Here is a 12,828-nt window from a genome sequence, read left to right on the forward strand (position 1 = left end):
CAACGCCCCCTTCAGCAGGCCGAGTGGAAGGTTTCTGCAAGAGGTTAAGCGGCAGGGATGCCGCGCAAAGCCCGATGGGCCATGGATGGCCCTTCGGGCTGGGCCTCTGGAAGAAGCCTGGAGCGAGGGTACTCGGCGCAGCCGAGCCAATGGCGGGGGCATGTTTCTTTTGCCTTCTTTTCTTTGCGCCAAAGAAAAGAAGGTCGCCGGGAGGCGAAATCAAAAACGTAACGTCAACGCCAATAATCAGCCTGACTAGAAAGCATCGTCAATGACGACCTCTGGCAAGCTTCGGAGCCACACCGACGACTAGCTGAAAAAAACTCAATCACTGCGTAGCATTCGCCGTATCCGGCGCGGCACCCGGCGCCACCTGCCCTTGGCTAGCCGCCAAAAACGCCATCATTTGCACCAAGAACAAGCCCGGATCAGCACGCTTAGCATCGTGCTTTTTAGCCACAGTGGCGGCTGCCGTCTTGGCCTCGGGCAGTTTTACCCGCGACAGTTGCAGCGATTGGTCGCTGGCCAACGCCACAGGGCTAGCGAGAGCGAGTGAAAGAACACCAGCAAGAAAGGTACGCATTAGAAGACTCCGCAAACAAAAGTGACTGCGCGGCATCCATGGTGCGCGTGGGTCTGCTTTTGGATACAAGAGCCGCGCCAAAGTTCCGTGCACGCCTCTAAACTAGGCAACCTGCGCTTTGACAGTTTGGCAATGCGGCGCTGTTTAGCCACCTGCGGTAACAACAGTGCGCAAAAACTGCACAGCGCGGCAAGCGGATGCCAGCGCACTGTGCAGCCTTTTGAGTGCTGCCGGGTATCAAGCCTCCGGCGCTTGTAGGGCGAGAATCAGCGCTTTAAGAAAACGCGCTGCCTCGCCGCCGGTGACAGCGCGATGGTCGAAGGTTAGCGACAGCGGCAAAATCGGGTGCACCTCGACCTTGCCATTGACCGCCACGGGCTCTTGGCGAATGCCGCCGGCGCCGATGATGCACACCTGCGGCGGCACCACCACGGGGTTGGCGTAGCGCCCGAACAAGGTGCCGAAGTTCGACAAGGTAATCGTGGCGCCGAGCAGCTCATGCGGTGGAATCGAGCGCGCTTTCACCGCCGCGCGCAAGTTGCCTAAGCCTTCGCGTAGCTCATCCCCACTGCGTGCAGTGATGTTGCGCAGCACCGGTACAAACAAGCCGTCAGGCGTGTCCACGGCAATGCCTAGGTCGACATGCGCGTGCTCTTTGAGCGACGGCCCTTTACCGTCGAACCAGCTGTTTAGCAGCGGCTCGGCTTGGCAGGCTACGCCAATGGCTTGCGCAAGGCGAATCATCGGGTCGCGGGCTTCGCCCCACTGATGCAAGTCGGCGTCTTCAACAATCACCACTGGCACCACTTCGGCATGCGCGCGGGCCATGTTTTTGGCCATAGTGCGGCGCACGCCACGTAAGCGTTCGCCGCCAAATTTGGCCAAGCTTTGCTCGGCAGCAGCCTCGACATCTTGGCGGGTAATCAGCCCTTCCGGGCCGCTACCGCTGAGCTGCGCCAAGTCCACATCCAGTCGTCTTGCCAGCTGACGCACCGCCGGTGAGGCTTTCGGCGCTTGGTGCTCCAAGCTCGACGGCGCCGCGCCAACAAAGAAAGTGTCGCTGCTGCCGGCTGCGCCGCCGGCATCCAGCCGGCCCACCACAGTGCCGGCGTCGTCTTCGCCGCCTTCGAAGGTGACTAAGGTTTCCCCCACATGCAGGATGTCGCCTTCGCCACCGTGGCATTTGCCGATCACCCCATCGCATGGCGAGGGAATTTCGACGATGGCTTTGGCGGTTTCCACCGAGACAATCAGCTGGTCCGCTTTCACGGTTTCGCCAGCGCTAACGTGCCATTCAACGATCTCGGCTTCTTGTAACCCTTCGCCCAAGTCGGGCAATTTAAATGTTTTCATCGCGGCCCCCCTTAGGCGTAATTAAGTGCGTCGTCACAGGCTTGCAGAATGTCCGCCACTTGCGGCAGGTAGTGCTGCTCCATGCGGAACAACGGCGGCGGAATATCCGGCGCGGTGACGCGCTGGATCGGCGCCTGCAAGTCGAGCCACAGGCGCTCGTACAAGCTAGTGGCGATTTCCGCACCGACCGCGCACGAACGCGGTGCCTCGTGGACGATCACGCAGCGCCCGGTTTTGCGCACCGAGGCTTCGAGGGTGTCCATGTCGATGGGGCTGACACAGGCGACGTCGATCACCTCGACGCTGACGCCGTGTTCCTCCAGCTGCGCGGCGGCTTGCAGGCTTTCGTGTACCGAGGCGCCCCAGCTGATCAGGGTTAAATCGCTGCCTTCACGTAGGGTGAAGCAGGTATCCAGCGGTAGGCGCTGGCCGTGGTCCTCTAGGGGTTGTGGGTTCATCCGATAGAGCCGCGTGGGCTCGAGGAAAATCACCGGATCGGGGTCATCAATCGCCGCCAGCAGCAAGCCATAAGCCCGCGCTGGTGAGGAAGGAATCACCACGCGCACACCGGGGATATGCGCAAACATGGCCTCCACCGCCTCGCCATGGTGCTCCGGCGCGCGGATGCCGGCACCCATCGGCGAGCGGATCACCATAGGGCAGCTCAGGCGGCCACGGGTGCGGTTACGCAAGCGCGCGGCGTGGCTGACCAGGTGTTCCATGGCGGCGTAGATAAAGCCTAAGAACTGAATCTCCGCCACCGGCTTTAAGCCTTGTGCGGCCATGCCGACGCTGAGGCCGCCGATCATGGTTTCCGCCAGCGGGGTATCGAGCACGCGCTTAAAGCCGAACTCTTCACGCAGGCCCAAGGTGGCGCGGAACACGCCGCCGTTGGCGCCGACGTCTTCACCGAGCACGATGACGTTGTCGTCTTCGCGCATAGCGCGTTTCATCGCCAAGTTAACCGCTTCCAAGAGGGTGACTTTGCTGTATTTCTCGCCCATGACTCAGCCCTCCCCGTTGCCGCGACTAACGCGCTCTAGCCACATCGCCCGCTGGTCTGCCTTGGCGGCGGGCCACTGGGCATAGACGTAATCCAAGGCATCGCCGGGTTGTTGCGGCACGCTGGTTTCGTATGCTTCGACGGCGGCCTGCACGCGCTTTTGCGCCTCGGCCAGCCAGTCTTGCTCGCGCTGTTCGTCCCACAGGCGGTGCTCAACGAGGAAGTTCTGCAAACGCTTGAGCGGCTCTTCGGCCCAGGCTTGTTTCACTTCGTCTTCACCGCGATAGCGGCTGGCATCGTCGGCGGTGGTGTGGTCGCTCAGGCGATAGCTCATGCACTCCAGCAGGGTCGGACCTTTGCCACGCCGAGCACGTTCTAGCGCCTCTTGCAGGCGGTCGTAGACGGCAAACACATCGTTGCCATCCACTTGCTCACCAGCGATGCCCGCGCCTGCGGCCTTCTGCGCCAGCGTGGGTGCGGCGCATTGCAGTTTGCGCGGCACCGAGATGGCCCACTGGTTGTTGTTGACCACAAACACCACCGGCAGCTGCCAAGCGCCAGCCACATTCAGCGCCTCTAAAAAGTCGCCCTTGCTGGTGGCGCCATCGCCACAGGTAGTCACCGCCACGCGATGCTCGCCGCGAATTTTGAAGGCGCTGGCCACGCCACAGGCATGCAGCGCTTGGGTAGCAATCGGCACGCAGGGCGGGAAGTCTTGCGCCACGGCGGGGTCAACAAAGGCGCAACCGCGCTCGTCGCCGCCCCAATATAAGAGGATTTCTTCCATCTTCACCCCACGACGCAGCTGCGCGGCGGTGTCGCGGTAATACGGCACCAGCACATCGTCGCCGTGCATCAGCTCGCCAATCACCACGCCGATGGCCTCTTGGCCGAGGGTCGAGGCGTAGGTGCCGATGCGGCCGGTGCGCTGCAGGGCAATGGCCTTCTGGTCAAACAAGCGCGTGAGGCGCATTTGCTTGTACAGCCGGCAGAGTAAATCGGGGTCGTCGGCCCAGGCCGGCAGGCTGCTTTGCAGCTGACCGTCGGGGGCTAAATAACGGGTATACGGGACCTTTATTGTTAACGGCATGGTGGCTCCTCCAGCGCCAGGGTGGCGCGGTGACTGTTCCCTCGCTTGTGGCGAAGGCGTTAACGCAACGAGCACGGGATACGTGCCGGTTACGCGAGCCGCGCCAAGGGTGATGGCGCGGGTACAGCATGCAGACGCGTCTGGGTAAGACTAGTCGGCAAAAACCAAGCGTTCCGCCAAGCTGTCGGCCACGCGCGCGGGTGAGCGTTTATGGGCTTGAGCTTCGGCGTAAATTTCTGTCAGGCGCTGGCTGATATGGCTCAGCTGCGCGGTGATCTCACCACTATTACGGCCTTGATGAGTGAGCGCCACATAGATCAGACCACCGGCATTGATGACGTAATCCGGCGCATAAAGAATGCCGCGCGCATCCAGCTCATCGCCCATTTCAGGGTTAGCCAACTGGTTATTCGCAGCACCGGCAATGGCGCCGCAGCGCAACTTAGCGACGGTGCTGCGATCCAGCACACCGCCCAAGCCGCACGGCGCGAGGATGTCGCACGGGGTGCTTAACAAGGCTTCCGAGGCCACCGCGCGGGCGCCCAGTTGCTCAACCGCTAACTGCACTTTGCCGGCGTCGATATCGCTGACGAACAACTCAGCGCCGGCGGCTTGCAGATGCTCGGCCAAGGCGTAACCGACATGCCCAAGGCCTTGAATGGCCACGCGCAGGCCGTCTAAGTCATCGCTACCAAAGCGCGCGGCGGCGGTGGCACGCAAACCGGCAAACACGCCCAGCGCGGTGTGCGGCGAAGGGTCGCCGGCGCGGGTGGTGGAGGTCACGTGTTGGGTGTATTGGGCAATGCAGTCCATGTCTTCGGAGCTAGTGCCGCTGTCCATGGCGGTGATGTAGCGGCCATCGAGGCTATCGATAAAACGGCCAAAGGCTTCAAACAAGGCCGCGCGGTCGTCGACATGCGCGGGGCGCAAAATCACCGACTTGCCGCCACCCAGCTCAAGCCCGGCCAGTGCGGCTTTGTAGCTCATGCCTTGCGCTAGACGAATGGCATCCTGCAGGGCCGCCTGCTCGTTGGGATAACTGAGAAAACGGCAACCGCCGAGGGCCGGGCCACGGCGGGTGCTGTGAATGGCAATAATGCCGCGCAGGCCGGTTTTTTCATCCTGCGCGATATGCAGGCTTTCTAGCCGTGCGGCTTCCATCTGCTTGAACATGGCGCCCCCTTGCTACTGATAAGGTCGAATAACTAACCCATCGGCTCGACGTTATCAGCAGTATAGGCAAGCCGGTGCAGCACACGCGGCGTTTGCAGTCAGGAAGGCGTCACGCTTATTTAGCCAACAGGCCAACAATGCGCTCGTTATAACGATTGACCAGCAGCGGCACGGCTTTTTCGCGGTAGTTCATCAGTGGTTTTTCGATAAAGCGCCAGGTCACTTCCACGCTGTCTAGGCGTTGGCTGACTTCGGCCGAGTCACTGAATTGGTTATCCAGCTTGATCAGGTCTTGCGAGAAGGCCGAGGCCAGCTGATCGACAGCCTTTTCTAAGTCTTGTGCCGAGTCATAGATGGACGAGCCGCCATCCACTGCCGCCGACGAGCGCACATATTCTGCGGTGATGCGCTGCATCAGCACGGCTTGCTCAAGCAAGGGGTCAACGTGGCTATCGGGCTGGCCGGCTTGAGTCACCTGCTGCGCCTCGAGGTGGGCAATCAGTTCATGGCCGCTGATGGCTAAGTCATTGATGGTGTGAAAATCGAGGTAGCCATCTTCGGCAATCCGATTGGCTTCAGCCAACTGCTGAAAGCGCGGCGCCAGTTGTTGCAGCTGCGCGGACCAATCGTTTTGCCCTTGCGCATTGGCCAGGGCGACGAGGCTTTTGGTGTTCTCGGTAAACTCGGCCGAGGCTTTCTGCATCGCGGCTTTAGAGCTGGGCGAGCCTTCTTCCAAGGTCATGCGATGGAACTGCGTCATCAAGCGGTAAGCGGTTAGGCGCTCACGCTGCAGCGACTCCAGTAACGCTTGATCGGCAAAGGCGCTGGGTAGCGCTAAGCTCAAAGCACAGCCAAGCAGTACAGGGCGGAAACGGCGCATGGCAGGACTCCTTTCTTGTTGTTTTGTGCACCATGACAGGCTGGCCGGCGCATGGCAACCATCCCTAGGTTCTGTGAACTACGCCACAAAGCTACGCCTTATCGGTGAACCGTCCATGACGCCCAAAGCCTGCGGCAAAGCGCTGCGCGCCGGCTTGGCTTTCGCCGCTGTCAATGACCGCCACACCACCAGCAAATTCTTGGGCTAACGCGTCTTCTAACGGTAAATCCCACTGCGCATACACACTGGCTCGATCGGCGAGCAGGCAGCGCTGCGGAAAAGCGGCCAGCTGCTCAGCCAATACCAATGCATGAGCCAGCGCCTCGCCCGGCGCACAGGTGCGATTAACCAAGCCCATCTGCAGCGCCTCGTCGGCAGCCACGGCGCGCCCGGTGAGGATTAAATCCAGCGCGCGGCTTTGACCAATTAAGCGCGGTAAGCGCACGCTGCCGCCATCAATCAAGGGCACGCCAAAACGCCGGCAAAACACCCCGAGCGTGGCATCGCTGGCCATCACGCGCAGGTCGGCCAGCAAGGCAAGCTCCAAACCACCGGCCACCGCGTGGCCTTCAATGGCGGCAATTAACGGCTTACTGAGCTGCAAGCGGCTGGGCCCGAGCGGCGCTTCGCCGGGCCAAGCGAGACGATTGCGCCGCTCGCCACCCTCGGCCACCGCCGCAAGGTCTGCCCCGGCGCAGAAGGTATTGCCGGCACCATGCAGCACCGCCACGCGCAGACTGTCGTCCGCGGCAAAATCCTCCAACACGGCTAACAAAGCCTGTGCGGTAGGACGATCTACCGCGTTGCGCACTTCTGGTCGATTAAGGGTAATTTGCAGCACCGCTGCGTGCTGCGTGACATCCACCAAGGCCATGGTAACCCCCATGAAAAAGGTAACTCCCATTAAAAAAGCCACCGTGAAGGCTCACGGTGGCTTGATTGGCAGATGTCAGCAAGCGTTATGGCGCAGACAGCCGCGCCTGTGGCGACTCAGGCCTGCTTTTGCAGGTGGGCGACCAGTTTGCCGATGGCTTCCATGTTGTCTTTCGGGTGAGTGGCGCCGCTGAAGTCATTAATCGCGCCCCACTGCGCGGCCAGTTCTTCCACGCTAAAACCTTGCGGGTTGAAGCAAGCGCCTTGGCTCTGCTCCCAACGGGTGCGCCCTACCCAGCCGCCACCGACTTCATACAGGCCAGAAGAGTCTTCACAGGCAGGACTACCGAGGTACACCACCAGTGGGCTAACCAGCTCAGGCTTGAGGGCTTCAAACAGTTGCGGCGGGATCAGCCCTTCGGTCATCCGCGTGCCGCCGGTCGGGGCGATGGCGTTGACCTTGATATTGAACTTGGCGCCTTCGATGGCCAAGGTGCGGGTCAGGCCGTACAGGCCAAGCTTGGCCATGCCGTAGTTGCTCTGGCCAAAGTTGCCATAGATGCCGGACGTTGACGCGGTGAAAATCACCCGGCCAAAACCTTGTTCGCGCATCAGCGGCCAAGCGGCGCGGGTCACCTTGTAAGCGCCTTCCACGTGCACCTTGTAAACCAAATCCCAGTCGGCATCGGTCATCTTGTGGAAGGTGGTGTCGCGCAAAATGCCGGCGTTATTCACCACCACATCGACGCGGCCAAAAGCGTCAACGGCGGTCTTGACGATGGCATCGCCGTCAGTCACCGAGTTGTAGTTGGCCACCGCGGTGCCGCCAGCGGCTTGAATCTCAGCCACTACTTTATCGGCGGCGGCGCTGCTGGCACCCTCGCCCTGTGTGGTGCCACCCAAGTCATTCACCACCACCTTAGCGCCATGCTGGGCAAACAGCAGCGCATGCGCACGGCCTAGGCCGCCACCAGCCCCGGTAACGATTACAACACGGTCTTTGAGGTCGATCATGAGAGGGTCTCCGACACAGGGTTAAAAAACCCAGTGTTGGCTGCCTGTAGTGGCATGACAAGCATCGACCACCGGCTGAATGCGCCCCGATAACTACAGCCAATTCAAAGCAGAGAAAAATATTGATCTAACCAATAGCAAAAAGCGCAGCCTAAGCTGCGCCTTTGCAAAACATCGTCAATACAGGCGGCGTTTAGTACTGCGCGCCCGGAAGCGGAGCTAGCTTGATCTCGACACGGCGGTTTTGCGCCCGACCGGCATCGCTGTTGTTATCCGCAATCGGCTGACTAGGGCCAACGCCACGGGCGGTCAAACGGTTATACGCCACGCCCTGGCTGGCCAGATAATTGACCACGCTTTGTGCACGACGCTGGGACAAATCCATGTTGTATTGGTAGCTACCAACGCTATCGGTATGCCCCGTCACTTCGATAATGCTTTTGTCGTACTGGCGCAGCGAATTAGCCACGTTATTCAGCGTGGTGTAAAAACCGCCGCTGATATCGGCCGAGTTAGTAGCAAAGGTGATATTACCCGGCATCACCAAGCTCAACTGATCGCCTTGACGCTGTACATCAACGCCAGTGCCTTGCATCGACTGGCGCAGTTGCGCTTCTTGCTTATCCACGTAGTAGCCGTAGCCAGCACCGGCCGCGCCGCCGATTGCAGCGCCAATCAAGGCACCTTTACCGCGATCGTCTTTATTCGCCAGCGCACCAACAGCAGCCCCCGCCAATGCGCCTAGGCCGCCATAGGTTGCGGTCTTGCCGGCTTCACGTTCACCGGTTTGCGGGTTGGTAGCACAACCGGCCACTAACAGCGCGGCGCAGCTCAGGGCAATCAGGTTACGAGTCTGGTACATAACATTTCCTTAACACTGTGGCGGAACATCCGCCGCTGTTAGAAAGCCTAGTCGCGCAGGAGTTCCTTGCACAGCTGCTGGCTGAGCACGCGATCACAGGCTGACAAACGGGTTCTCACGCATCTCATCGCCCAGATTGGTGTCTGGGCCATGGCCGGTGACCACAGTGGCGTCCTCATCCAAGGTGTAGAGGCGGGTTTTGATCGACTTCTCGATCGTCGGGAAATCACCACCCCACAAGTCGGTACGACCAATACTGCGGCGGAATAACGTATCGCCAGCGATTAACAGCTTGGCCTCTGGAAACCAGAAGCTCATCGAGCCAGGCGTATGTCCGGGCGTGTGCAGCGCCACACCGCAACCGCAGTCTAAGGCCTGATCATCGCTCAACCACTGATCCGGTGCTGGCACCGGGGTATATGGCACACCAAACATGCGGCACTGCACTTCCAGCGCATCCCAAAGGAACTGGTCTTCTTTATGCAAATGCAAGGTGGCGCCGGTCTTCTCTTTCATCTGCCCAGAGGCAAGAAAGTGATCGAGATGCGCGTGAGTATGAATGATGCTGACCACCTTGAGCCCTAGCGCATCCAAACGCGCCAAGATCAATTCGTGATCGCCACCGGGATCAATCACGATGGCTTTCTTGGTGACCGGATCACCAATGATGGTGCAGTTGCACTGCAACGGCCCGACAGGGAAGGTTTCGCGAATTAACGCAGGCTTGGCATCGGCCATAACATCCTCGACAGCAAATCAGTGCCCCAAGGTTACGCCAAGCCAGCAAAAAGCTGAACGCAGAAACGCCAAACCCCGGCACAAGACCGGGGTTTGGTGAACATCAAGTCGAGACTTAATGCTTATTCGGCAGCAGCTTCTACCGAGCCAGCGACCGGACGGTCAACCAGCTCTACGTAAGCCATCGGTGCTTTGTCGCCAGGACGGAAACCGCACTTCAGGATACGCACGTAGCCACCCGGGCGGCCAGCGTAACGCTTGCCCAGATCGTTGAACAGCTTACCAACCGCTTCCTTAGAGCGGGTACGGTCGAAAGCCAGACGACGGTTAGCTACAGAGTCAACCTTGGCCAGAGTGATCAGCGGCTCGGCAACGCGGCGCAGTTCTTTGGCTTTCGGCAGGGTGGTTTTGATCAGCTCATGCTCGAACAGCGACACGGCCATGTTCTGGAACATAGCTTTGCGGTGCGCGCTGGTACGGCTCAGATGACGACCACTTTTACGATGACGCATGGTTCATTTCCTCACCGAACATCTCGTTCGGTTATAAAGGACGATCAGGCCGTGGCCTTATCGTCTTTCTTCAGACTAGACGGCGGCCAGTTGTCCAGGCGCATGCCGAGCGACAGACCACGCGAGGCCAGAACGTCTTTGATCTCAGTCAGAGACTTCTTGCCTAGGTTCGGGGTCTTCAACAGCTCGACTTCGGTGCGCTGAATCAGGTCGCCAATGTAGTAGATGTTTTCAGCCTTCAAGCAGTTAGCCGAACGAACGGTCAGCTCAAGGTCATCAACCGGACGTAGCAGGATCGGGTCGATCTCGTCTTCGGCTTCCTCTTCTACCGGAGCAATGTCACCCTTCAGATCAACGAAGGCTGCCAGCTGCTGCTGCAGAATGGTCGCGGCGCGACGGATGGCCTCTTCCGGGTCCAGAGTACCGTTGGTCTCCAGATCCAGAACCAGCTTGTCCAGGTTAGTACGCTGCTCAACACGCGCACTCTCAACCACGTACGCAACACGGCGCACAGGGCTGAAGGAGGCGTCTAATTGCAGACGACCAATGCTGCGGCTTTCGTCTTCGTCAGTTTGACGAGCGTCAGCCGGCTCGTAGCCACGGCCACGAGCAACAGTCAATTTCATGTTCAGCGAGCCATTGGCAGCCAAGTTGGCAATGACGTGATCGGGGTTAACGATCTCAACATCGTGATCCAACTGGATGTCTGCTGCGGTCACAGCGCCCGCGCCCTTTTTAGTCAGGGACAGGGTCACTTCATCGCGACCGTGCAGCTTAATGGCCAGCCCTTTGAGGTTCAGCAGGATCTCGATGACATCCTCCTGTACGCCCTCAAGGGTGCTGTATTCGTGCAGCACGCCGTCGATTTCTGCCTCAACCACGGCACAGCCGGGCATAGAAGACAGAAGAATGCGGCGCAGTGCGTTACCCAGGGTGTGTCCAAAACCACGCTCGAGAGGCTCGAGGGTGATCTTGGCGCGGGTTGCACTGACCTCTTGTACGTCAATATGACGGGGGGTCAGGAACTCGTTTACCGAACTCTGCATGAAGGCACCTTTGGTTAGCTCTTACTTAGAGTAGAGCTCGACGATCAGGTTTTCGTTGATGTCAGCGGACAGGTCGCTGCGAACCGGAACACTTTTGAAAGTGCCGGACTTCTTATCAGCATCGACTTCAACCCACTCGACGCGACCACGCTGAGCACACAGCTCCAGCGCTTGCACGATGCGCAGTTGGTTCTTGGACTTCTCGCGAACAGCAACCACGTCACCAGCTTTCACTTGGTAAGACGGGATGTTCACGGTCTGGCCATTCACCTGGATAGCCTTGTGGGAAACCAGCTGACGTGCTTCAGAGCGAGTAGCGCCGAAACCCATGCGGTAAACCACGTTATCCAGACGGCACTCCAGCAGCTGCAGCAGGTTTTCGCCAGTGGCGCCCTTACGGCGAGCAGCTTCTTTGTAGTAGTTACCGAACTGACGCTCCAGCACACCGTAGATACGACGCACTTTCTGCTTTTCACGCAGCTGGGTGCCGTATTCAGACTGGCGGCCGCGACGCTGACCATGCTGGCCAGGAGCGGTTTCAATGTTGCACTTTGACTCCAGCGCGCGGGCACCACTCTTCAGGAAGAGATCAGTACCTTCACGACGGGACAGTTTGCACTTAGGACCAATATAACGAGCCATCTAACTGTCTCCTGTTTACACGCGGCGCTTCTTCGAAGGACGGCACCCGTTGTGCGGGATCGGCGTCACATCGGTGATGCTGGCAATCTTATAACCACAGGCGTTCAGTGCACGCACAGCGGACTCACGACCCGGACCCGGGCCTTTGACGTTTACGTCCAGGTTCTTCAGACCGTATTCCAAAGCGGCCTGACCGGCGCGCTCTGCGGCAACCTGAGCAGCAAACGGCGTGCTCTTACGCGAACCACGGAAACCGGAGCCACCTGAGGTAGCCCAAGACAGGGCGTTACCCTGACGGTCAGTGATGGTTACGATGGTGTTGTTGAATGAGGCGTGGATATGGGCGATGCCATCCACTACCGTCTTTTTAATTTTCTTACGAGGACGAGCTGCGGGCTTTGCCATCTCAGTATTCCTGTTTCAGCAAATGCAATTACTTGCGGATCGGCTTACGCGGGCCCTTACGGGTGCGAGCATTGGTCTTAGTACGCTGACCACGCACCGGAAGGCCGCGACGATGACGCAGACCACGGTAGCAGCCCAGATCCATCAGACGCTTGATATTCATGTTGGTCTCACGACGCAGATCACCTTCAGTGATCAGCTTGCCGACTTCGCCACGCAGAACATCAATCTGTTCTTCTGTGAGATCTTTGATCTTAGCAACCGGGTCAATACCAGCAGCAGCACAGATGTTGTAGGCAGTCGGACGACCAACGCCGAAAATGTAGGTCAACGAGATAACAGTATGTTTGTTATCTGGAATGTTGACGCCAGCAATACGGGCCATTCAGTTAACTCCAAGTGACAGCAATCCCAGACCCAAAAGCCAAGGAAAAGGGCGCGGGATCTTAACGCTGTAAAAACAAAAATTCAACCCGGCAGCACACTAGCTGCCGGGCTATTTAACACGCGAACAATCAGCCTTGGCGCTGCTTGTGACGCGGCTCAGTGCTGCAAATAACGCGCACGGTGCCGTTACGACGGATCACCTTGCAGTTACGGCACATTTTCTTGACCGAAGCACGAACTTTCACGATCAACTCCTCAACCAGAAGG

16 protein-coding genes are annotated in these 12,828 nt (G+C 59.2%); all 16 read right to left on the reverse strand.

The genetic code is table 11. The features are described 5' to 3' along the window. Positions 1-328 precede the first annotated feature (328 nt). The gene (locus tag BMX80_RS12925; protein ID WP_074869201.1) at positions 329-583 is read right to left on the reverse strand and encodes a hypothetical protein; all 255 of its coding nucleotides are present in this window, start codon (positions 581-583) and stop codon (positions 329-331) included. 237 nt (positions 584-820) lie between these two features. Continuing rightward, positions 821-1,936: a dihydrolipoamide acetyltransferase family protein gene (locus BMX80_RS12930; RefSeq protein ID WP_074869204.1), complete on the reverse strand. Its 1,116-nt coding sequence runs from the start codon at positions 1,934-1,936 to the stop codon at positions 821-823. Between the two features lie 11 nt (positions 1,937-1,947). Continuing rightward, a complete protein-coding gene (locus BMX80_RS12935; RefSeq protein ID WP_074869206.1) occupies positions 1,948-2,940 on the reverse strand; it encodes an alpha-ketoacid dehydrogenase subunit beta in 993 nt (330 codons plus the stop codon). A 3-nt stretch (positions 2,941-2,943) separates the two neighbouring features. Then, the gene (gene pdhA, locus BMX80_RS12940; RefSeq protein ID WP_074869209.1) at positions 2,944-4,029 is read right to left on the reverse strand and encodes a pyruvate dehydrogenase (acetyl-transferring) E1 component subunit alpha; all 1,086 of its coding nucleotides are present in this window, start codon (positions 4,027-4,029) and stop codon (positions 2,944-2,946) included. A 150-nt stretch (positions 4,030-4,179) separates the two neighbouring features. Further along, on the reverse strand, positions 4,180-5,202 hold the full coding sequence (locus BMX80_RS12945; protein ID WP_074869212.1) for a Leu/Phe/Val dehydrogenase: 1,023 nt from the start codon (positions 5,200-5,202) through the stop codon (positions 4,180-4,182). 115 nt (positions 5,203-5,317) lie between these two features. Continuing rightward, the gene (locus BMX80_RS12950; protein ID WP_071872902.1) at positions 5,318-6,082 is read right to left on the reverse strand and encodes a hypothetical protein; all 765 of its coding nucleotides are present in this window, start codon (positions 6,080-6,082) and stop codon (positions 5,318-5,320) included. A 91-nt stretch (positions 6,083-6,173) separates the two neighbouring features. Then, positions 6,174-6,956: a crotonase/enoyl-CoA hydratase family protein gene (locus BMX80_RS12955; RefSeq protein ID WP_074869215.1), complete on the reverse strand. Its 783-nt coding sequence runs from the start codon at positions 6,954-6,956 to the stop codon at positions 6,174-6,176. Positions 6,957-7,072: 116 nt separating this feature from the next. After that, positions 7,073-7,969, reverse strand: a complete 897-nt coding sequence (locus BMX80_RS12960) for an SDR family oxidoreductase (RefSeq protein WP_074869217.1) — start codon at positions 7,967-7,969, stop codon at positions 7,073-7,075. Between the two features lie 193 nt (positions 7,970-8,162). Next, positions 8,163-8,831, reverse strand: coding sequence for a YiaD family glycine zipper/OmpA-like lipoprotein (locus BMX80_RS12965; RefSeq protein ID WP_071872899.1), 669 nt, complete (start codon positions 8,829-8,831; stop codon positions 8,163-8,165). Positions 8,832-8,924: 93 nt separating this feature from the next. Further along, positions 8,925-9,569: an MBL fold metallo-hydrolase gene (locus BMX80_RS12970; RefSeq protein ID WP_074869219.1), complete on the reverse strand. Its 645-nt coding sequence runs from the start codon at positions 9,567-9,569 to the stop codon at positions 8,925-8,927. A 122-nt stretch (positions 9,570-9,691) separates the two neighbouring features. Beyond that, positions 9,692-10,081, reverse strand: coding sequence for a 50S ribosomal protein L17 (gene rplQ / locus BMX80_RS12975; RefSeq protein WP_071872897.1), 390 nt, complete (start codon positions 10,079-10,081; stop codon positions 9,692-9,694). A 44-nt stretch (positions 10,082-10,125) separates the two neighbouring features. Continuing rightward, positions 10,126-11,127, reverse strand: coding sequence for a DNA-directed RNA polymerase subunit alpha (locus BMX80_RS12980; RefSeq protein WP_074869222.1), 1,002 nt, complete (start codon positions 11,125-11,127; stop codon positions 10,126-10,128). 21 nt (positions 11,128-11,148) lie between these two features. Then, the gene (rpsD, locus tag BMX80_RS12985) at positions 11,149-11,769 is read right to left on the reverse strand and encodes a 30S ribosomal protein S4 (RefSeq protein WP_071872895.1); all 621 of its coding nucleotides are present in this window, start codon (positions 11,767-11,769) and stop codon (positions 11,149-11,151) included. Between the two features lie 15 nt (positions 11,770-11,784). Then, positions 11,785-12,174, reverse strand: coding sequence for a 30S ribosomal protein S11 (gene rpsK, locus BMX80_RS12990; protein WP_071872894.1), 390 nt, complete (start codon positions 12,172-12,174; stop codon positions 11,785-11,787). Between the two features lie 28 nt (positions 12,175-12,202). Then, positions 12,203-12,559, reverse strand: a complete 357-nt coding sequence (gene rpsM / locus BMX80_RS12995) for a 30S ribosomal protein S13 (RefSeq protein WP_071872893.1) — start codon at positions 12,557-12,559, stop codon at positions 12,203-12,205. Between the two features lie 130 nt (positions 12,560-12,689). Next, positions 12,690-12,806 (reverse strand): 50S ribosomal protein L36, encoded by a 117-nt coding sequence (gene rpmJ / locus BMX80_RS13000; RefSeq protein WP_071872892.1) that lies wholly within the window; start codon positions 12,804-12,806, stop codon positions 12,690-12,692. Positions 12,807-12,828: the final 22 nt, after the last annotated feature.

Origin of the sequence: Atopomonas hussainii (assembly GCF_900109735.1) — a bacterium.
Lineage (GTDB): Bacteria > Pseudomonadota > Gammaproteobacteria > Pseudomonadales > Pseudomonadaceae > Atopomonas > Atopomonas hussainii.